This window comes from Limnobacter parvus (assembly GCF_024623725.1).
GTDB classification, from domain to species: domain Bacteria; phylum Pseudomonadota; class Gammaproteobacteria; order Burkholderiales; family Burkholderiaceae_B; genus Limnobacter; species Limnobacter parvus.
In genome coordinates, this window is record NZ_JANKHG010000017.1 from 163,591 (window position 1) to 185,092 (window position 21,502).

At 52.8% G+C, this 21,502-nt stretch carries 12 protein-coding genes; 5 read left to right on the forward strand and 7 right to left on the reverse strand.

Annotated elements, in window-relative coordinates; translation table 11 throughout:
* The first annotated feature begins 11 nt into the window (after nucleotides 1-11).
* On the forward strand, nucleotides 12-1,487 hold the full coding sequence (locus tag NSP04_RS07860) for a FecR family protein (RefSeq protein ID WP_257511793.1): 1,476 nt from the start codon (nucleotides 12-14) through the stop codon (nucleotides 1,485-1,487).
* Nucleotides 1,488-1,503: 16 nt separating this feature from the next.
* Entirely contained in the window at nucleotides 1,504-3,768 is a 2,265-nt protein-coding gene (locus NSP04_RS07865; RefSeq protein ID WP_257511794.1) for a CHASE2 domain-containing protein, read from the forward strand.
* Nucleotides 3,769-3,798: 30 nt separating this feature from the next.
* Here NSP04_RS07865 and NSP04_RS07870 read toward each other — a convergent pair whose 3' ends face one another.
* From NSP04_RS07870 to NSP04_RS07900, 7 genes are all read right to left on the reverse strand, one after another.
* The gene (locus NSP04_RS07870; RefSeq protein ID WP_257511795.1) at nucleotides 3,799-6,258 is read right to left on the reverse strand and encodes a cyclic nucleotide-binding domain-containing protein; all 2,460 of its coding nucleotides are present in this window, start codon (nucleotides 6,256-6,258) and stop codon (nucleotides 3,799-3,801) included.
* A 3-nt stretch (nucleotides 6,259-6,261) separates the two neighbouring features.
* Entirely contained in the window at nucleotides 6,262-7,599 is a 1,338-nt protein-coding gene (locus NSP04_RS07875) for a multiheme c-type cytochrome (RefSeq protein WP_257511796.1), read from the reverse strand.
* Between the two features lie 3 nt (nucleotides 7,600-7,602).
* Nucleotides 7,603-11,502, reverse strand: a complete 3,900-nt coding sequence (locus NSP04_RS07880) for an LVIVD repeat-containing protein (RefSeq protein WP_257511797.1) — start codon at nucleotides 11,500-11,502, stop codon at nucleotides 7,603-7,605.
* A gap of 16 nt (nucleotides 11,503-11,518) precedes the next feature.
* Complete coding sequence (locus NSP04_RS07885) at nucleotides 11,519-13,711, reverse strand: SH3 domain-containing protein (protein ID WP_257511798.1); 2,193 nt, start codon at nucleotides 13,709-13,711, stop codon at nucleotides 11,519-11,521.
* A gap of 17 nt (nucleotides 13,712-13,728) precedes the next feature.
* Nucleotides 13,729-15,699, reverse strand: coding sequence for a GlcG/HbpS family heme-binding protein (locus NSP04_RS07890; RefSeq protein ID WP_257511799.1), 1,971 nt, complete (start codon nucleotides 15,697-15,699; stop codon nucleotides 13,729-13,731).
* A gap of 101 nt (nucleotides 15,700-15,800) precedes the next feature.
* Entirely contained in the window at nucleotides 15,801-17,270 is a 1,470-nt protein-coding gene (locus NSP04_RS07895) for a cytochrome c3 family protein (protein ID WP_257511800.1), read from the reverse strand.
* A gap of 8 nt (nucleotides 17,271-17,278) precedes the next feature.
* The gene (locus tag NSP04_RS07900; protein WP_257511801.1) at nucleotides 17,279-18,094 is read right to left on the reverse strand and encodes a hypothetical protein; all 816 of its coding nucleotides are present in this window, start codon (nucleotides 18,092-18,094) and stop codon (nucleotides 17,279-17,281) included.
* Between the two features lie 235 nt (nucleotides 18,095-18,329).
* Here NSP04_RS07900 and NSP04_RS07905 point away from each other — a divergent pair, with 235 nt between their 5' ends.
* Genes NSP04_RS07905 through ccmC form a run of 3 tightly spaced genes read left to right on the forward strand, consistent with a single transcriptional unit; the run spans nucleotide 18,330 to nucleotide 21,490 of the window.
* Entirely contained in the window at nucleotides 18,330-19,475 is a 1,146-nt protein-coding gene (locus NSP04_RS07905; protein ID WP_257511802.1) for a tetratricopeptide repeat protein, read from the forward strand.
* The gene (locus NSP04_RS07910) at nucleotides 19,476-20,795 is read left to right on the forward strand and encodes a heme exporter protein CcmB (protein ID WP_257511803.1); all 1,320 of its coding nucleotides are present in this window, start codon (nucleotides 19,476-19,478) and stop codon (nucleotides 20,793-20,795) included.
* Nucleotides 20,796-20,797: 2 nt separating this feature from the next.
* Complete coding sequence (gene ccmC / locus NSP04_RS07915; RefSeq protein ID WP_257511804.1) at nucleotides 20,798-21,490, forward strand: heme ABC transporter permease CcmC; 693 nt, start codon at nucleotides 20,798-20,800, stop codon at nucleotides 21,488-21,490.
* Nucleotides 21,491-21,502: the final 12 nt, after the last annotated feature.

The window sequence follows — 21,502 nt, forward strand, 5'->3', positions numbered from 1 at the left end:
GGATGAACAGCATGAACAAGCAAACATCCTTTTTGCAAACCTCAGGTTTTGCAGCGATCTTGGCTTTCACGTTTTTCGCAGGAAGCCCTGCAATTGCGCAAAATGTTCAAGCCCGTGATCTGCTTCCAGCGGCTGGCCAAACAACAAGCCAGCCTGAAAAGGCTGTGGTGGGCACAATCAAAGTGGTGACTGGTCTGGTGAATTTGCAAACCGCCGAAGGGAAGAACAAATTTGCCAGTGCTGGCACAAAATTGAATGTGGGCGATGTGATCAACACGCAGGCAAAAAGCACTGCTGTGCTCGAATTTGTTGACACAACACAGGTTGCATTGCGTCCCAGTTCTCGATTCGTGGTTGAAAACTACGAGTATCAGCCCGAGCTTCCAATCGCTGATAAAGCCGAGTTCAAACTGGTAAAGGGTGGGCTGCGAACCCTGACAGGCTTGATTGGCAAACGCGGCAGTGCAGATGCTTTCACGATGAAAAGTGAAACTGCCACCATTGGCATTCGGGGTACTGACTTTTCAGCCCGAATTTGTCAAGGCAATGAATGTACGAAACTTGCGCGCGGCGAGTCGGACAATGCGACCGCCACCAACACATCCAATGCCGATGTGGCCGGTCGTGTGTCGCAGGCAACGGGCGGTCTGTTTGCTGTGTCAGCTGAAGGCAAGCGACGTGCCTTGCAAAAGGCGTCGCCTGTGTTCGCGGGTGAAACCGTTGAAGTGTCTGAAGGCGGCTTTGCGGTGCTTAGTATGGCCGACTCAACGCGGCTGACTTTGCCAGGTGGCAGTTCCATGCAGGTGGCTGCATATCGCTATGCACCAGCGTCGCCTCAAACTTCTGTAGCTTCGTTCAAGTTACTCAAGGGCGCTGTTCGTGCGGTGACTGGTGCGATCGCGAAGGCCGACCCCAACAATGTGAAGTTTTTTACAGAAACTGCAACTGTGGGTATCCGGGGTACGGCACTGGATGTGTCGTGCACCTCGCCCTCTGGCGGACTGGTGGTGTGTTCTGGTGGTTCAAACCTGACAGTGGAACTGCGCGATGGACAAATCATCGTGACTGCAAATGGCGTCAGTTCAACTTTGAATGCAGGGCAGTCAGCGCTTATCCCGGCGGGCAACGTCAATATTCAGATTTCCAACACACTGCCAAACGTGCTGGGCAATGTGCCAGATTCTGGTCCTTTGCCTGAAAGCACGCCTGCGAATTTTGAGTCCTTGTCGTCCACCCCTGTGCAGTCTTTGCAGCAAGGTGGCTCGGGAAGCGCCGAAGGATCACAGCTTTTTGTGGCAGTGAATGACGGCACGATTGTGATCACGAATGCCAATCAACCCCCTTTGGAGGTCAATCGGGGTGAGGGTGCATTCGTGCAAACCCAAACCAATTTGCCGCCCCAGCTGCTGACATCACCACCCGATGTCATTGTTAAAGACGTTACCTTGTCGGCACCCCCGTTTTCAGCGCCGCAATGTGCACCCTGATGCTGGGTTGTAACGCATGAGCAGGTTGATCAAGTCTTGGCGGAAAATCGCCGGCAAGGCTTTTCGAATCGGTGTGGGTTTTTCCTTCACCGCAATTGCCTTGTTGCATGTTCTGGGCTTTGCGCCTTCAGACATCGTGAAGCGGCTGGATTATTTGATTTACGACGTTCGCCTTCGCGCAGAAGCACAAAAGCCAGAGCTTGATCAGCGAATTGTGATTGTTGACATTGATGAAAAAAGTTTAAGCGAAGTAGGGCGCTGGCCTTGGTCTCGCGACATTGTGGCCAATTTGATTGTCGAGTTGACAGACAAGTTGGGTGCAGCAGTGGTTGGGTTCGACATCGTATTTGCCGAGCCCCAACAAAGTGATGCCATTGAAGCGTTTAATTCCGTACTTGAAAGCAAGCCTGCCTTGAAAAGTGAACTGCAGGGGCTTCAAGCGGGTATTGCAGCGCAATTTGATCGCGATGCCCAGTTGGCGCGTATTTTGGTTGATCGCCCCGTGGTGTTGGGTTACTACCTGAATCAAAATGCGTCCGCAGTGTCTGGTGCCTTGCCGCCTGCCTTATTCAAGAAAAGCCAGTTGGGCGATTTGGCGCTGGACAGTACAAGTTGGCAAGGGTACGGCGGCAACATTCCAGTGTTGCAGAGGAATGCCGATGGGGGCTATTTCAATCCGATTGTGGATGAAGACGGCACAGTGCGCTCCATTCCTTTGTTGGCTGAATTCAACGGCGCTTTCTATCAAAGCTTTGCCTTGGGCACGTTGCGCAGAGCGTTGGGCAATCCGCAAGTTATTCCGGTATTCCCAGAGGGGGTCGGCAACGACTATGGGGCAGTTGAAGCAATTGCCTTGCGTTCGGCCGATGTTGAACTGGACATTCCAGTGGAGCGTGGCCTGTTGACTCGTGTTAATTTTCGAGCCAAGGGTGGTCCCGATGCAGGTGGTTATCGCTATGTTTCGGCCGCAGATGTGCTTATGGGCACCTTAAAGCCTGACGACATTGAGGGCCGAATTGTTTTGATCGGCACCACAGCGCCCGGTTTGCTCGACCTTCGAAGCACCCCCGTGAACCCAGCCTACCCCGGCGTTGAGGTACATGCCAATGCGATCAGCGGCATGCTTGACAGTGAATACAAATTGCGCCCTGAATATTCACAAGGCCTTTTGTTCATGACTGTGCTGGGGGTTGGCTTGGTGCTCAGTGTGATGATGCCCATCTTAAGCGCAACCTGGTCTTTGCTGGTGGCGCTTACCGTCCTGGTCGCCAGCGTGGTAATTAACTCCTTCCTGTATTTTCAAGCCGGGTTGGTGCTGCCTGTGGCGGTGGTTTTATTGTTGGTTCTGGCTATTTTCATGTTCGATGTGGCCTACGGTTACCTGGCTGAATCGCGCAGCAAGAAACAGATGGTGAACCTTTTTGGCGAGTATGTGGCGCCCGAGCTTGTTTCTGAAATGGCATCAGACCCCACCCGCTATTCCATGGAGGGCGAAAGCCGAGAGTTGACTGTGCTGTTCTCTGATGTACGGGGGTTCACCACTATTTCCGAATCGCTGCAACCGAATGAACTTCGCGAGTACATCAATGAGTACCTCACGGTGATGTCAGAAATTATTCGAGCCCATCGCGGTACTTTGGACAAATACATCGGTGACGCCATTATGGCGTTCTGGGGCGCACCGATTGCCGATTCCGAGCACGCTGAACTGGCTACCAAAGCCGCGATTGCCATGCAAGAAGAAGCTGTGCGCTTGAACCAGCGATTGTTGGCACGCAAGTGGCCAACCTTGGCCATTGGTGTCGGTGTGAACACGGGGCAAATGCGCGTGGGCGACATGGGTTCGAAAATTCGCCGTGCCTATACTGTGATGGGTGATGCAGTAAATTTGGGTTCGCGTCTGGAAGGCATCACCAAAACCTATGGCGTAGGTGTGATTGTGGGTCCACAAACCCAGACTGCCGTGCCCGGTATGCTTTTCCAGGAACTGGATGCGGTGAAGGTCAAGGGCAAGAATGAACCGGTGTCTATCTATGCACCCTTGGGCGAACGCAACAAGCTGAAAAGCGACGATTTCAAATCGCTTGAATTGTGGACTGAAATGCTGAAGGCCTTTCGGGCACAACGATGGTTGCAGGCGCGTGATATGTTAAAAGCCCTTGAAAACACCGTCGTGATGAATCCCGTATTGCGTGAATTGTACGAAAGTCGCATGGATTATTTTGAAGCCAACCCGCCACCCGAAGACTGGAATGGCGTGACGCAATTTGATACGAAGTAAAAAATTTTTCTTTCACAGCCAGGCAATTGTTTAGCCTGGCTCGCCTTGCTTCACCAAATATTTCTCGGGTGAAATGCGAATTGCAGCACCCGTAGGGCAGGCGCGCACGCAAGCGGGTCCGCCAGTGCTGCCTGCACACATGTCGCATTTCACTGCTTTTTTAATCGCATTTGGATCGTAAGCTGCCTCGCGCTCGCCGGGTTTGTCACCCAAACCAAACAGCAGCCAGGTCAACAAGTTGCCTTTTTTGGGCGGCGCTTTCACTGCCATTTGAATCACGCCGTATGGGCAGTTGCGCTGGCAATTGCCGCATCCAATGCACGAGTCAGCAATCATCACCTCGCCGTGTTCGTTTCGGCGAATGGCATCGGGTGGGCAGTCTTTCATGCAGTGCGGGTGCTCGCAGTGTCGGCATGAAGTGGGGATGTGAATATTTTGAAAGGTGGGGCCAGCACTTCGATCAAGGCGTGATGTGCCGTCGTGCGTATCAGCACATGCGGTTTCGCAGTTGTCGCATTGCACGCACAGGCTTTCGTCGATAATCAGTGCGTCGGTGGCTTCACCCAATCCTTCCTGCATCAAAAAGCGAATCAGGTCGCTGTCGCGAAAAGCTTCATCTTCCCGGAATACATTGCTTTTAACCCGCTTGCTGGCTTGGGCTTGAAGCACGGCTTTCCAGTCAGGGTTGGCAGCCAGCACGCGTTGCACGGGTGCCACCGGCAATACCAAGGCTTCTGTAAACACAGAGGCAGTAACCGTGGCTGATCGCGGGTTGTTGTTCAACAGCGCCATTTCACCCACGTAGTTGCCAGCGGACACGTAGGAAAGCACCACGTCTTTGTCTTTGATCACTTTCGAAATGGCCACTGAACCGCGGCGGATCAGGTAGAGGCCATCGGCGGCATCGCCGTCTTTGAACAGCGCTTCGCCTTTGGCATAACGACGAACATCAATTCCGTCACTCAGCAGTTCGTTGATGGCTGCGTTGTCAAGTGGTGGGGCCAAGTAGGTTGCAATAGCGCGGCGAACAAAAGTTTCATCAATGGTCTTTCGCACGCTTTCAACCGAAGCAATCAGCTTCAGCATGGCCTTGCGTGGTGTTTCAACCAGTACGCAACCTTCACCTGCACGAATGGTGGCAGTACGGCGGCGCCCGCTGATCAAGCCCATTTCACCAAAGTAGTTGCCCTTGGCCAGGTTGATGACCAGTGGCTTGCCGTTTTTGTCTACCAGGTCGATGTCGACTGAGCCTTCAACAATTGAAAAGAAGGTACTGGTGTAGTCATTTTTCTTAAAAACGATTTGCCCTTTCCCCGGTTTCAGCAAAGCCGATTCCAGCATGAATTCACGCAACTGCAACTTGGTAATACCTGAAAAAATTGGCACATTGCTTTGAATCAGGTTTAGCACTTCAGACACACTGCGGTCGCCCATTGGCTTGAATTTCTCCGCCAACAAGGGTTCATCGGCAGGCACCACGGGCAGGCCCATGATGGTGTCGACCACTTCATAGCCCTGGTTCATCGCCTGCTTGATTAATGGGTAGCCACCCAATGCACCCACAATGAACAAACCGGGCACGTTGGATTCATAGGTTTCAGACAGTGCAGGAACCGCACTTGGGTCATTGTTCGGGAACTGCACACCAAAACCTTCAACCAGGGTGCGCGGTGGTGTGGCCCCCAGACGCGCAATGATGCGGTGCACAGGCATGGTTTGTTCACCATCTGGTCCCTTGAACACATAGTTCATGCAGGGTTCGCCGTCTTTTGCATCCGAAATTTCTTCAATGCGCGTAGTGCTGGTGTTGTATAGAATTTTCAGATCTTCGCCACTGTCTGCGGCCAGAATTTGACTCAAATTACCTTCTTTGCAGCGCGCAAATTCTTCGCGGCGGTTCACCAAAAACACCTTGTTTTTCTTCATCAAACCCAAGGCGTTTTCAATGGCGGCATCTCCGGCACCAATCACGATGATGGTTTCATTCTGAAATTCGTCAGGGTCGCTCAGGGTGTATTGCACCGTTGGCAGGTCGTCGCCTTCAGTGCCAATTTTGCGAATATTGCCTTGCAGGCCGATGCCTAAAATTACAGTGCGCGCGGTGGTTTTGCTGCCGTCTTCACATTCAAGCTCGAAAGGCCCTGCACCATCGTTCAGTTTTATGATCGACGCCACTTTCTTTTTGTACTGAATATTCACGCGCTGCTCTGCAAGCTGTTTGTCCCAGGTACCCAGAATGTGCTCGCGCTTTCCCGCTTCGAACTGCATGCCGCTGCGCAGCGGCAAGAAGCCGGGTTCCGCCATGACATGCTTGCCTTTTTGGTACTTGTAAATGGTGTCTGAAGCGTGGCTTTCACCTTCGAACAACACATAGCTGCAACCCAGTTTTTGCGCGCGCGAAGCCGCTGACAAGCCAGCCGGACCTGAACCTACAATGGCGATATCGAGTTCGGCCTGCACGTCTGCGAACATTGGTTTCAGATTACTCATTGCTTAGCCTCCCACCGCGGCTTTCAAAGCCAGCAGTTCCATTTGAAATGCGGCGCGATCATAGGCTTCATCGTTGCTCAACAGTTTTAGCAAACGATTCATTTTTGAATTTACGGTTTGCGCAATTTTCGAGTTGCCTTTTCGAGCCAACCCGTTGGCCACGCTGCTGATCGACATGTAAGCCTGTTCCGCACCCGCGAAGTCTGCATACTGGTTGCTGGCAGCCATGTTCACCAGGTCTTTCAAAATGTTTTCCAGCACTGCTTCAGTGAAGGGCACCGTGGCCACCACTTTTCTAACGGTGTTCAGTTGCGCATGCAATACGTTTGCAGCGCGTTCTATGTCGGCCATGTTGGCTGCTGGCGATGTGCTGGCAATGTGCAACTGATTCATCAAACTCGCAATATCTGCACCGTGCTGCGGCACTGTGGACCGAACAATCGCCTGAACCATGATCAGGCTGGAATTATTAATTCGAGCTTGCCCCGGTGTGCGTGCCAGGTCCTTGGTCCAGTCCTGTTTGCTCATGGGTGAATGGCAGGCGTGGCAATCGAACATCATCAATTCCGGCATGATTCCTTGGCGGTTACGCTTTGGGTTTGCAATCAACTCCAGCAAATTGGCACTGCTGGCAAACTGACCCATGGCCCATATTTTTCCTGCGTCGTAAGCACCTTTGCGTTGAACCCAGTCATCGTCGATTCGATAATGCGGTGGCTCCAGCGCCATGAAGGTTTCCACTTCAATAGAAATTCGTGGGTGGCCGGCCCCCATGATTTGATGCGTAATTGGGCGGCTCGAATCGCCCACGTGGCAGCTGGTACACAGCTTGGCAGCGGCGTAAGGGTCGCTGGTGGGGTACAGGCCATTCTCGATGTTTTTGGCGTGGCTGGCTTTGGGTTCAACATGGGTTTTGATCCACTTCTCGGCCGGGCCATGGCACGCTTCGCAATTCACTCCATCGCTTTTGTCAAAGCGCGGGCCTTGTTTGCTGTCGGGCACATTGTGGCTGTGGCAATCCAGGCAGATTTTGGCTTCGTGTGCAGGTTGCGCAAGCCCCAGGTTTTTTGCAATCCGTTGCGACTGTGCATTTTTAAGCACTGCATAAGCCTGCGTATGCGGGTCTTGCCGCAGCCAGGTGGTGTATTCATTTTGCAATACCGGTGTGGAAGTTCGTTCCGCAATGCTGCCGTGGCAAGTGCTGCTGGCGCAATTCACGGTGCCCACCGATTGGTTCGGCGATTGGTGTGGCATGGTTTGCGCCAATGCAGCGGCGGGTACCAGCAAAGCTGCAAGAACCAATAGGTACCTGTTTATCCAGTTCAAGGTGTTTGCTGTCATGGCTTAATCCTTTCTGAAAGCCACTGAATTCACTTTGGGCTTGGGCAAGTAATTGTCTTTTTCAATTTTGTCAGTCACTGTCCAAAGGCGGCCATCGGGGCGCAGGTAAAACGCTTCCATTTCCTTTCGGGTGAATGGGCGTGAACCAATGCGGCCGAATACGGCGATTTGCCCACCAGTTTCATCCACTGCGCGGTCACGGTCCAGCCCTTTCGACACCGACAATGCCGGGCTTGGTGTTTTGCGCCAGGCGATCAGTTCTGGCATGGGCGCAGGCGAGAAGCCATAAAACCTGGGCTGAGTATCGGGTGAAGTCAGCTGCAAAACTTTCAAACCATTCACGCCATCGGCCACATAGGCAAACAACGAGGCATTGGTTGAACCCACCACCACATCATGCGCGTCATTCAATTGTCCGTCAGCAGCGAATTTTTGATACACGGTGGGCGCGCGAGGGCGTTCAATGTCAACAATCACCAAGCCTTCTTTTTTTGCTGCCACATAGGCATAGGTGCGGGCCAGATAAACACGCTGCGCATCAGCCATGGGCACTACCGCGCCTGTGTGCTCGGGTTTCTCGGGGTGGGTAATGTCAATCACCTCCAGCCCTTTTGCTGTTGTAGCAAACAGGTAGCGAAATTGCACCGCAGTTGCGCGAGCATCCTGCAAGGGCAGGGTGGTGATGTGGCGTGGCTTCAAGGGGTTGTTGATGTCAACAAACACAAGTCCTTGGGGCGTGGTGATGTAGGCGTAATGCCCACCCAGTGTGATGTGGCTTGCGCCATTCAGCACGCCGTTTTCATTCCAGGTTATTGCGCGTTCAAAGAAATTGTTGCGGGGTTCACCATCGGCCAGTGTGTTCACATTCACTGCAATCAGGCCTTCTTCACTGTCGGTGATGAAGGCGTAGTTGTAGATGGGGTGGAAGGGCTGTTCCATATTGGTAATGCGCATCAAGTCGCCCTGGTTTTTCTCCGGGTTGATGGGCTGGTTGGTGGGCAGTGCCATGCAAGTGGCATTCTTACTTGCAACATGTGTGTCGTGGCCCAAGGGGCTAAACGGTGCGGTAATTACGCGTTGGCCAAACCCTTTGTTCGCCACGCTGGCTGCGTCATAGGCGCGGAAGCCGCCTTTGCCCTCGGCCACAAACACATATTCACCACGCAGTTGAATGCAACTGGCCATACCCTTGGTGGTGTGGTCCATCAATGCGGGTACTACGGTGTCGGCCAATTCACGGTTGCGGTTCAGGTGGTTCTGGTAAAAGTCGGGGTAGGCGTACTTGTGCAGGTAGCTGCCCAGCACGGCTTGGGGTTCATCCCATTCGGTCACGGTAACTGCGGCAATGTGTTCAGTACCACCCAGCCAGGCATTGAAGCCGATGAAGTTCACGAAGTTGGTGCCTTGAAGCAGCAGTTGCGCCATGATGGCGTTGTTGTCATCTTCACGCGACAAATGGCAGTCGCTGCAGGTTTTGGTTTCTTCCTTGCGCTCCGTGTGCGGGTAGTGCGGTGCAAATGCCTGTGATGAAAAACCACTGGATGCGATCGGCGGCTGTTGTATGTAAATTCGTTCGCGGTTGGCGTTCATTGAAGAAAGTATCAAGGCCGAGCTGGAACGAATCGGTGCAATGCGATTGCCTTTCACCGGGCCGTGTACACCCAATTGGAACATGTCGTCGCGCGCCACCTGCGGGTTGTAAGTGGCGTAGTTTCTGGTTTCCCCACCCTCGTAATGCAGGCGATCCGTTTTCCAGTTGGCTTGAATGGGTAAGTGGCAACCGGCGCAGCTCGTGGTCCAGCTTAGGTGGCAGGTGAAGCAGGTCATCTTGTCGTTGTCGTGCGCCAGTTCTTTCACGCCGGGCCCCCATTTTCCGTCCTGCCCCTCAGCGCCCGCACCCATTAGTTTGGCGCGCGCCGATTTGGCGTTGTACTCGGGGTGGGCCGGGTTCATATTGTCTTTCACCAGGCTCATTTCCCACTCTTTGTTGGGGTCAAGTGCGGCACGCTGATACAGCTTGCCATCGCGCCATTCAAAGCGCTTGCGGCCGTCTTGTGTGCGCAGTTGGGTCAAATCGCTGCCGCCGGGGGGCGCAGCAGGCCCGCTGGTGCGCAGCGTGGGGTATTTGGTCGCAGTGCCGTGGCAATCTGCGCAATCCACTTCAACAGCAGCAGCCACTTCACCGTAAATGTGGCCATTGCCGTGCATGTCTTGCGCAAAATGACAATCCACGCAGTGCATGCCCACGTCCAAGTGTATTGAGCTTAGGTGCACAGCTTTGTCGAATTTCTTCGGATCGTCGTCAGAAACAATTTTACCTTCAGCGTCCAGCAAAGCGCCCTTGCGGTTGCGCTTGAACACGGCACGGAAGTTCCAGCCGTGGCCGTGGTAATCGGCAAACTGAGTGTCTTTCAACTTGCTGTTCAGGCTTGAAACATTCTTCAGGAATTCGGGGTCGCTCCACTTGCCGCGTACAGCAGCTTCTTCCGGATTGCGGTCCAGAATTTCGCGCATTTCCGAATCGGTGGGGTAGCGCTGTTTTTCTGGCCACATGTGGGGCGCATCACTTTCGTAGTCCCACATGATGTAGCCGTAATAGCTGTTTACGAACACATTGGGCTGGTGCATGTGGCACACCATGCACTGCGAGCTTGGAATGGCGCGGGTGAATTCATGCTTCACCGGGTGGCCGCTTTCATTTTTTGGAATTGTGGGGTCGATGGTTTGTGTGGTGCCATCGTGGCCCAGCTTGGCATAGGGGCCAGCGTGTCTGGGGTCTCGATCGTTGGTGTATATGGTGTGGCAACCGGTGCAGCCCGATGAGCGGTAATCGCCCGGCTGTTCATTGGTGCCCAAAAACCACAGGTGCGGATCGTTTAAGCGGGTTTTTGTAACGTTGATCAGTGGCACGGCAATGCGCTGCCCCGTGCCGGGGCCACGGTTGGACTGTTTAATGTCAGGCCGCCCTGGTTCATCCAGCCGCTGAATTTGCCCCAGTACGTTGGGCAAACCCACTTCCGGAAAGATGCTGTTGATTACTTTGCCGCCGCGCTCGAACACGCGAAACACATCGCCGGGTGGCGTGGTTTCCCAAGCGGGCAGGGGAGCCAATTCGTTCAAAATGCCTTTGTGCACAAACAACTCATTGTTGGCTTCGACCGGGTTTTTCAACAAACCGGGTTTGCCATCTTGCGTGTAGGCTTCGCCAAGAATATAGCGCTTGTACGGCAGAATTCCGTTGTTGTAAGATGCGCCACCCCACAGCATGGCCGATGTGCTCATCAAGCTGCGTTCTTGCGCCTGAATAATGGGCAGGTGGCAAGCGCCACAGGCTTCACGCGCCACGCGCAAATCGCCCGGGTTAATAAAGCGAATGTAGGCGGGGTGCTCCTTGTTCAGCTTGGAATATGAACGCTTTGGGTTGGCCGAAGAAGGGTAGTTCCAGAATTTTTCATTGCGCGGCGCAATGTGGGCTTTGTCCAACGCCGCGCGGTATTCTGGTGCAAAGCCTTTTTCACGCGCAGCACGCGTGTGGTCGTAAGCCAGCGTGCCTTGTTTTTCCTCTTTGCCTTGCCATTTCACTGTGGCGTCGCCACCATGGCAATCGGTACACCCCAGTACCACGCCGGGGTTGGCGTGCATGGTGTGTTCATCGGTTTGCGTGTGGCAGCTCATGCAGCCTTCGGTTTTTGCAAAAGCCTGTTCAGCAGTTTGGCGTTCCGGCGCATTGGGGGCCATGGTGTAGGCTTTCTCAGGCAGCTTTTCGTCGGCTGCCAATGCTGTTTCGTGGCTTGCTGCTATCGATACACCTACCACTGCAAAACCAAGCGCGCACAGCCAGTTCCGCCAGCGTGATTTGCTGGTGTGCGGGTTCTGGCTTTGGCCTGCTTTATTCAAATTCATCAACAAACAACCTGCTTTAAAAACTTAAAATAACGTTGAACAAAAACGAATAGGGGTCTTTGTCGTCAGGGAACAATTCTTTGTAGCCTTTGCCTGGCAGCAGCTTGGCAAATGATCCGTTAATCACCACGTTCTGTGAGAAAAACGGCCTGTACTGAAAACCCACGGAGGCATCTATGCCCAAATCTGTTGATGGTGGCCGTTGTTGCCGTAACACGCCCAATACATTGGTGTTGTCGAATTCAAGCTTCGACACGTTGGCCACTACACGCAGTTCGGGCAATACATCAATATCGGCACCCACACCCAGAAGTAAAAGGCCAGGATTGATGAAGTTTGATTGACCCTGTTCTTTGCTGGATCGCAGGGAAGGCAAAATACCGTTGCGGCCGGACAAAAACACACCGCCGCCGCCAACCAACGGTATATTTTGCCGGATGAAAAAGCTGGTGTCGGCCCCCGCGAATTGAGGGTTCTCGAAAATCGCGTCGAAGCCTTCTGCTTTGTCATCGAACGGATCTTCATCGCCGGATGCATACAAGAAATTACCGCGAAGTCGGAACCAGTCGAAATCGCGAGAAATTTCCGTGGCGTGAAAGAACGCATCAATTTTCTGTTCCCGCTGCGCCAGTGGATGCCGATCAGTTTTACCGCTTGCGTAGTAGGTTGATGTGGTGATGTTCAAGCGGCCATAGTGGCCGTCGCCACTCAAACCAAAATAATCCACATGGTAACCAAAGGGCTGTTGATCGCCGAATGAGGCGGGGCGAGCCAGAAAACCGTTCGCATCGAAATAGCGTTCGCCGTCCTCATTGTTGCGGTTGTGAATATACGAAACCTGGCTGGTGAAGCCAAGAAACGGAAAGTCTTGCCGGTACAGATTGGCTACAAAAAAGTCGTCATCGCGCAGGTCTTGGCGTATGTCGTTCAAACCACTGTTGGTGTCTTTCTCAACGCGTTTGAAGTAGCCAATGTTGTACTGGTAAATATTGTTGTTGCGGTTACCGAACAGGCGAATACCCATCGGTAAATCCTGAAACAGGAAGCCGCGGAAGTCGCTAATGAAAGGTTGAATGCCAACACGCAGACTGTCGAAGTCGTAACGATCGGACACATTGCGCAGGTGCACGTCGACAAATGCCTCCTGAATGCCCACAAAACCTTCCCGGCGTGTGTCGCCCGAAGACGCACCAATTTTCAGCAAACGGTCTTCATTGACCCGCACATCGGTGTAGTTGAACACGGGTGTTAAGCGGAATTCATAATCTGGTGGTTTAAACGTGGTATTGCCCTTGGTCAGCGACAAACTCACGATCAGATTGTGCGCAAAAATGGTTTGGTCACCATTGCCAAAAATATTAGTTTGCCCACTCGATGTCGACGTAGCCGGCGGCACTGGCACGGGGAAATTGCGCTGCTCGAAAAGCGTGTCGGCAATCACACCTAGATTGAAAAACCAATCAGGCCCCAAGGTGTCTTGTAACACGGGCAGGTCGCCCTTGATCACGTTTTGATTGTACGGGTCGTACAAGGGAAATTTGAATCCCAGGGATTGCATAATGCGCCAGCGATCAGGTACAGCCACAGTTTCCCGGGGAAGGTTGGGAAGCGGTGGCGGTACCTGGCTGGGATCAATGACAGGAATGGCCACATCGCGCGGCGCGATTATGGTGTCACGACCAGGAATAGCACGTTGCACCAAAGGGGTAGTGGGAACAATGCCGGGAGTCGCGTTTTGCGACGGGCGAATGCCTGTGCCGGCCTGGTCCTGCAGCACATCAGCTGAAAATGCACGCGGCGCGAAAACGCCCAAGGCTAGTTCACCGAATTGGCCAGTACCTTGCTCTATCCAGCCATCGGTGCTTCCCAATAAGCTGTCTTGAATGCGGATGCGGTACCACCCATTTTTTTCTTCAAAAGCATCCACCAGTTGGCCCTTGAAAAACTCGCCGATGGCCCTTGAATTGGCATCAGGTTTGGCATACACAACCCGCCGATTTTCAAACACCTGAAGCAGTACCAAGGGCCGTTCAGCGTTTTCAAGGTCCATGACTTCGGGAATGCCCGCCACCTTTCGGCTGACTTTTTCCACAGTTTCCGCAACTTGAGCCACTATGCTAGGGCGAATGTCTGTCCGTATTTGGGCATGTACCGGCCAGGGTAGCAGGCCTGCAAAAATCAGCCAGGCTGCCAACGGTTTTAAACGCATGGTGAGGTTTTGCTTTTTCATGGTGCGGGGCATACGTTTTGTTCGTTGCTGTCGTTGAACGGAGTTTGTGGGCATTGTGCATACTTCAGGAACTCGCCCGAGTTCGACAGTTCATCAGCCGTACGCAAGCTTGCAGGGAAAGGTCGCATCGCGCTGCCAACAGCATTCGCACCGTTGATTACACCCAGGTAGCCCACCATGTCGTCTTGGTCTACGCCATCTCCAGAAACACCCACTGCGCCCACCAAGGTGTTGCCTTTGTAAATTGGAAAGCCGCCCGGGAATATTTGCATGCCATTGGCGAAGCGACTTTGTCGTCCTGCTGGAATGTTTGCATCGTCTACGCAGGTTTGGCTGGCAGCAGGTGCAAATTGATTGAGCCCCACCACAGTGCGAACTGGCGACCCTAGAGTACTCAATACTTTGTTGGCGACAATATTCAATTGGAATCCGACATTGAAAGGGCTCCAGCTTGCAATCGGCGAAGAAAGGGGGCCTTCAGCCTGGCCTACTTCTGCGTCTGGAAAATAAGGGCGGTGGACATTGCCTATCGCGCGCGCAGAAAAAGCGGCACTGCCATTCAGAACGGCGGGTTGTTGCTGGAAAAAGGTATTCATCGCGTTGGCAAAGGCGGCATGCGCGCCAGCGTCAATCGCTGTGAAATCCGTCAGCGCTTCATTGGAACTGAATGTGAGGGCAGAGCGTGCTTTTTGAACAGACACGTCGGTGCCGAAAATTGGCGCGTCCGATGAACGAATCAAGCCGAGAATGTCACCGTCAATATCAACCACAGACACCGTCACTTCCGCTGGGGAGCCCAGTGGAACCCGAATTTGTGCTCGAGCCCGATTTGCAGTTTTCATGCCCTCGACCAGTATGTTTTGTACTTCAGCCTGGGTTAAATTGGTACCTGCCGTGGGAGGAAAACGCACCGCCGTGTTGTTTGCGGGATCGGTGATTAAAGTGAACGTATTCAGTCCGTTGAAAGCAGGGGCAGTGGTTGCCACATAGCCGGATTGAGTTGCGCCATAAGCAGTTCCTGCGATCGGATTTGCGACTGATTTGTAACCAGCAACTGCTACGAAATTTCCGCTTGCCACCAAATCTGCAAGACCAGCCACTGCGGGTGTGGTGTTGGAAAACTGGAAAGTTTGAGCGTTGGCCGTAATTCGGTTTGCCCGAATTTGTTCAGGCGCCCGAAATGCGTTGCTAAGCGCTGCAAACGCAATTTCTTCATCCAGATCGGTTTCATTGGTCAGAATGTCGCGGTCCAGACCATAAATTCCATTGGTACCCGCATTCACTGAAGAAATTACGCCAATGCCACCCACCACGCGGCCTTCCTGGTAAATGGGAAAGCCACCCGGGTCTGCCGAAAGCCCTAGGGGCGAGCGTTTTGGGCCGATGGTTGCATTTTGCGACAACCAGACATTCAAATCAGAGCAAGGCAGTTGGCTAAACTGCACGCCATACAAGGGGCCGCTGGGTTGACCCGTTTCACCAGGCTGAAAAAATTCCTGAACAATCTGGCTGGCGGTGCGCGTGCTGAATGCATTACCTGTCGATGATAGGTATGCGCCAGTAATCGCTTTGGCGATCGCTGCCAGTTCGCTGGGCACAGGGTTAAACCCATCCAGGCCGTTTCCGTTGGCACCCGGTAGCCCGCTCGTAATAGTCACATTGGGGCTTGAGTTGTTCATTCGATAAACAGCAAGCACATTGCCCACTCGATCAGTTACCGCAATGGTGGATTGGACGCCTCGAGAAATGGATGCCTGCACCGCGCGTGCAACAATGTCGTTCACTTCTGCGATCGACAAGCTTTGGGTACCCAGAGGCGCCACATTGAAGTTGGGTGCTGTAGCACTACCTCCACCCCCGCCCCCGCAAGACACCAAAATCAGGGGTGCGGCCAAACAAGCAGCCACCCCCAATGCGATTCGTTTTAATTTTGTACTGCTGGGTGCTGCTTGAGTGCGTGTTCGCATCGACTTCTTACTCGCTTTTCTTCGTTGTTCAATGGGCTGGCCAATTTAGCCACCCTCCAGTTCAATGCTGGTCTGTCTTTTCAAGCTACTGCGTCGATCGGCTATTGTTGCGCTGCCAATTCCTTTTCGTGTATGTGATATTCATGGCAAACGCCACAATCCGACTGAACTTTGTTCAGCGCGGGTTTGCTGCCTGCATGGCAAGTTTGGCAACCGTCAATTGCAGGCATTAGTACATCGCTGGCTTCTTCGGATTCGCTGGCCTTGTGGCAGCTTTCACAGTTTTCGAATTCATGTGCCTTGTGATCAAATTTGGCCATGGGCATCCATGGGTGGGCAGGGTTGAATTCGGCGATTGAATATTGCGGCATGCGTGAACCCGATGTTTTGGTGTTGCCCAATCCGTCCACTGCTTTTACTTCATGACAAACTGCGCAGGCGGTGTTTTCAAACAGTTCTACGGTGGCAAATGCTGCTTGTGCGCGTGGGTTGCCGCTTAAGTTGCGCAAGTTAGAGCGGTTCGGGTTTTTCTCACCAGGCCTTGCACGCAACACTGCGCGCTGGGTGTTTACCTTGTTGCGTTCCTCGGGGTGCAAGGCCAGGTAGCTGTAAAATTCCTCAACCGTGCTTAGTACGGCGCTCACCGGGCCGTGTGGTACCTGACGATCAGGCAGGGCAGGTTCGAAACTCAACTTGTGGCATTCCTGGCAATGGCTTTCCATGCTCAGTGTTTCAAAGCCGGTTTTGGTGTCTGCCGGTTCATGGCAATTTGCGCATTCCATCACCACTTTTTTGCTCGGGCTGTCGATTCCCTTGGGGTCCATGTGCACATCGTGTGGAAACTTAAGGGTGGTTTTCTCGACAATGGGCTCGTTGGCGACCATGCGAATTCTGCGCAGGTCGCTGGGCTCTGGTCCCGTGGCAACCGTGACGCGAAATGCAGGGTGTTTGTCGCCAGCAAAGTCACTGACCGCCAGGGTTTCTGTTTTTGGTGCAACCGCTTCAATATTTGTGTGGCAGGCTGCGCAGTCGGCGCCGACAAAATGTTTGTTTTGTTCTGCCAAACTTTCTCGACCCTTATGGTCGCGATGGCAGCTTGCGCAGCGGCCTTCTTCGAAGGACGTGTTGGGTAGACTTTGCTCGGCAACATGCAAACCCATGTTGCTGTGGCACACCATGCAGCTTTCATCTTTTACGCGAGAAAAATCTCCGGCATGGCAAGCTTGGCAATCACCTTCAAGGTTTGAATGTGCTGATGCCAATGGTCCTGGGTTCCACACCGAATCAAATGCATGTGCGGTGGTGTTGCGCGTGGGTACAACGAAATTGCTTTGAAGACTGGGGTGCGCATTCAAAGGCATTCGTTCCTGCGCCACGCTTTGTGGTTTCGCAATCTCTGCCTGTACGCCTATTTCAAACAGTTGTGGGTAATAAATCGCCAACAAAGGGAGCACAAGAAATGCGAACAGCACCGGCAAAAAAACAAGCCAGGACAAAGGTCGCTTTAAACCCAGCGGTTTTTGGAGTGCTTCTTGTTCATGTTGAAGCGGGCTTTTTTGTTGTTCTGCCATGAGTGCGCTTACCAATAAATGAACACGGAAAGCACATGCGCAATCAATGCAGCGAGCAACCCGAATGACAACGGCACATGCACTGCCAACCAAAGTTCTAGCCAGTAGCGCATGTGGTAATACCGGCGTAGCTGTTTTAATGCACGCAGTCGCTGAACCTGATTTCGGTAAATCTCCGACAGGCTGTCAGTGCGGGTTAGTTCGCTCTGCAAAATATCGACAGCTTTTTCTGTGGCGCAAACCTTCACTTTGCCCAGTCGTTGGCTTCGCCGTGAATTGAAAATGCCTTGTTTTGTCGATTCAGAAACAGTTCTGGCCAAACGATCATTGATGTTCTTGCAGAGCTTGCCTGCTTCCCTGTCAAGTGTTTCGATTTGGGAAACAATTTGTTCCGGGCTTTGCCGATTAAGCACATTCGACATTTCCGTGGGGTAACGCAAATAAAAAGTTAAGCCCCACACGCCGGTGCCAATCGTCGTCATGGTCAACACATAAGCAAGAGAATGAATGTTCCAGCCGATTTGAAAGCCAGTGTGCAAGGTCGCGACCACGGCCAATGCCAGCCCGAGGTAAATGTGGGCAGACACCCAACCCCTTAAATTGCCAGCTTCGTTGGAGTATTGACGCTTGCGTACACCAAACCACATTAGCCATAAGATGAGCAGCGCTCCGATTGTGCCAAGGGTGTAACCCAGCCAAGTGCCACCGTTGGCGTTGATGCGTGGTTGATCAAACAAGTAAGCGAAAGAAGCAAGCAAAGTGAGCAGCAGCGCACATTTCAGGAAGGCAAACCGTTTGTAATTGAATAGATTGTCCTGAATCATTGGTTCAGCGCCTTGGCGAATAATCAGAGGTCATGCTGCTCAGGGTTTACACTTAATTCCGTATAACCTTCAATGTTACGTCATCATTGGTGATGTTAGTATCCCTAGTTCTAGTCTGGGAGTTCATTAATTGAGTCTTGGTATAGCATTTATCGGTGTTATGTTCCTGTTTTTTCTAGTATTTTGCCTGTATTTTTCATGGAAAGGTTTTTTTTCTGTGAACGGGCAAAATGCCTTGAATTCCAGTATTTTGTTGGAACACAGTCCAGAGTGGAGGGCTTTTTTAGATCGTCGGCAAGAAATTGAGAATGACCCGACACTGGATGAGAAAAGCAAACAAACTCTTATCGAAAACTGGCAGATGATGGCTCAGGAAAGCAAGCCACATATGTTCAAAGTCGAGTCCTCCAGAGGTGCTCCAAGAGCATGGGCGACGCCGACAGCTTTGCCAGTTTTGATTGCACTCACGCTCACGCTTGCCACATTACTGACCTACACCATCGGTGCAATGAATCCAGGTGCCACCAAATGGCCCAGCATGGATTCTGCGGCGGTTAATGCGCCCACCGTGGATCAGGCAGTCCTGGCCACTGAAGGTCATCCCGGTGATGGCGCCAGTCTTGAGGACCGGTTGGCTGGCTTGAAAGCAAGGTTGGCTCAGCAGCCTGACGATTTGCAGGGGTGGGTGCTTATGGCGCGCACGCATGCATCTATGGCAAATTATTCTGAAAGTGCGCAGGCACTGCAAGCTGCTTTGGCCCTTACACCCGGGCACCCTGACATACTCGCTGATTTGGCTGACATGACCGCCATGGCACAGGGACGCAAACTGGCAGGTGAACCTGAACAGTACATTGCAGCGGCCTTGCAGAGCGACCCAAGACACGAAAAAGCGTTGGCGCTCGCGGCCAGTGCAGCGGAACAGGCGGGTGACAATGACAAAGCACAGGTGTATTGGCAGCTTCTAAGCCAGGTTCAACAAGCTGACTTGCAAAGCAATGCACCTGCGCAGGTTCTAAATGTGTTGACCATCGCCACAGTGACTATTTCCAAGGCAGCGTTGAACACAATGAATGAAGACTCGGCCCTTTTTGTATTCCTGAAAAGTGAGAGCGGACCCGGAATGCCTCTAGCCGTGGTGCGTGTACCAGCCACCGCGCTAATAGCAGGTTCGCAGCCTGTGCGTTTTGGTCCTGGTGACTTTATTCAGGAAGGCGCCATCGACAATTTGCCCGAAACACTTTATTTTCAAGCCCGATTGTCGATTCAAGGCATGGCCCAAACCAGTACGGGTGACATTGATTCAGCCTGGGTTGCCGTACCCCGAAACCAACTGGAGTCGGGTGTGAACTTGAATTTGTCTGAAGGCCAATCGAAATAAATGATTCAAGCCGCGCTGCTATCCAATCAACTGCGGTTGAAGTGCACTGGTCTGCAGGCTGCAGGGGTTGTGTTGACTGGCGAATTTGATTGCACATTAAGTGCGGGTGTAGTGCATGTGCTGCGTGGGGCGAATGGTGTCGGAAAGTCCACCTTGTTGCGCACGGTGTGCAATGCAATGCCTGCACAGGCGGTTTTGTTCAAGCCCGATTATGGTTTGAGAGACGAGTTGTTGGTTCATGAACATCTTACCAATGTGTTGCAGCATCTTCGTTGCGAAGAATCTTCGCTGGAAACCCGTCTTGCACAGGTCGGCTTAAGCGATTGGCAATTTGAGCGGATTGGCACTTTGTCTTCCGGGCAACGTGCGCGCTTGGGTTTGTGTACTTTGCTGTTGGCCCAGTTCAAGGTTTGGCTGCTGGATGAACCGCTGAATGCGCTTGATGCGGACGGTTGCTCAGTGTTGGCCAATTCGTTATGCATCCATTTAAGCCAAGGTGGTTTTGTCTTGATGGCCAGCCATGTGGATGCCCAACAGCTGTTGCAGCACATGCCCGGTGTCAGCCTATGTAATCATCTCATTCAGGGCGGTGAACTACTGTCTGAATCGGCTGTTGCTGGTACAGGGATAAACACTACACTCGAATCAGTTTCCAAGCCAAAGATTCCAATAGCGGCCTTGCTAAGGCGTGAATGGGTCTTGCTTCTTGGCAATCCGCAAGCCGTCTTGTGGGGCGCCTTGTTTCACTGGATGGTGTTAAGTTTTTTTGGCATTGGCCTCGGAAAGCCAGGCGTAGAATTTAGCCAGGTGGCGGTGTGGGTCAGTTTGTTGCTTGCTGTGTTACTCGGCGCAAAAGACTGGTTTGCAGAAGATCATCGAGTCGGCTGGATGCGTTTTGTTGCACACTTGAACCCTGAAAATCTGGGCATGTATTGGCTGATCCGTGTATTGGCCACCGCTGTTGCGCAAATGGCGGTGTTGGTGCCTGTCACTGGCCTGCTTGCTCTGCAGTTTGGCTTGACCGTCACGCAGGGCGTGCAGTTGATTGTCGCCATGATTGCGGGCTTGTGGGCAATTGTTCCCCTATTGGGCGTGGTGGCTCTGTTGGTAATGCTGACTCGGGGCGGTGCCGTGTTGGTGTATTTGTTCGCATTGCCACTGCTGGTACCGGTGCTGATTTTCGGTTTGGAAGCTAGCCGAGCCGTTGATTTGGGTCGCAGCGCCGCTGCCCCGCTTGCCGTGTTGATTAGCATGGGTATGCTTGCCTGCCTGCTGGGGCCCGCAGTGGCTCGACGGCTTATACAGTTAATACAGGAATAACTATGTTTGCGCAGTTTGCTTCACCCCCCAAGTTTCATGCCCTTGCCAGTCGAGTTTGGGTCTGGCTGCTAGTGACTGGCATCGCAGTGCTGGGGCTTGGCCTATACACCGGGCTTTTTTTGGCCCCCACCGATGCAAAGCAAGGTGAAGTGTACCGGGCCATTTACGTGCATGTTCCAGCCGCTTGGATGTCCATGTTTTTGTATTTGGTAGCGTGTGGATATGCCATGTTGAATTGGGTCTATCGCAGTGATGTATCCGCAGTGATGATGCGTGCCTTTTTACCCACCGGGGCTTGGATGACCGCAATAGCTCTTGTTACAGGCGCTTTGTGGGGCAAGCCAACCTGGGGCACCTACTGGGTTTGGGATGCGCGTATGACCTCTGAATTGCTGCTCCTGTTCATCTACCTGGGTTTGATTGCGCTGGGACAGTTGACCACAGACCCTGCCAAAGCCGACCGCGTATTGTCGATCGGTTTGCTAATTGGTGCAGTGAATATTCCCTTGATTTATTTGTCCGTGGTTTTTTGGAATACATTGCATCAGGGGTATAGCGTTTCAATGAGCGGCAGCAGCATTCATCCAGAAATTGCCACAGGCATGTGGTTAAGTGTAGTGGGATTTTGGCTAATCTGTGCCAGCACTGCATTAAACCGGGCACGCCGATTGCTGGTTCAAAGGCGGTGGCTTTAATGCACATAGAGG

Coding starts and splice junctions, on each gene's coding strand:
- NSP04_RS07860 (WP_257511793.1), top strand. CDS start 12: ATGAACAAGCAAACATCCTTTTTGCAAACCTCAGGTTTTGCAGCGATC.
- NSP04_RS07865 (WP_257511794.1), top strand. CDS start 1,504: ATGAGCAGGTTGATCAAGTCTTGGCGGAAAATCGCCGGCAAGGCTTTT.
- NSP04_RS07870 (WP_257511795.1), bottom strand. CDS start 6,258: ATGAGTAATCTGAAACCAATGTTCGCAGACGTGCAGGCCGAACTCGAT.
- NSP04_RS07875 (WP_257511796.1), bottom strand. CDS start 7,599: ATGACAGCAAACACCTTGAACTGGATAAACAGGTACCTATTGGTTCTT.
- NSP04_RS07880 (WP_257511797.1), bottom strand. CDS start 11,502: ATGAATTTGAATAAAGCAGGCCAAAGCCAGAACCCGCACACCAGCAAA.
- NSP04_RS07885 (WP_257511798.1), bottom strand. CDS start 13,711: ATGCGTTTAAAACCGTTGGCAGCCTGGCTGATTTTTGCAGGCCTGCTA.
- NSP04_RS07890 (WP_257511799.1), bottom strand. CDS start 15,699: ATGCGAACACGCACTCAAGCAGCACCCAGCAGTACAAAATTAAAACGA.
- NSP04_RS07895 (WP_257511800.1), bottom strand. CDS start 17,270: ATGGCAGAACAACAAAAAAGCCCGCTTCAACATGAACAAGAAGCACTC.
- NSP04_RS07900 (WP_257511801.1), bottom strand. CDS start 18,094: ATGATTCAGGACAATCTATTCAATTACAAACGGTTTGCCTTCCTGAAA.
- NSP04_RS07910 (WP_257511803.1), top strand. CDS start 19,476: ATGATTCAAGCCGCGCTGCTATCCAATCAACTGCGGTTGAAGTGCACT.
- ccmC (WP_257511804.1), top strand. CDS start 20,798: ATGTTTGCGCAGTTTGCTTCACCCCCCAAGTTTCATGCCCTTGCCAGT.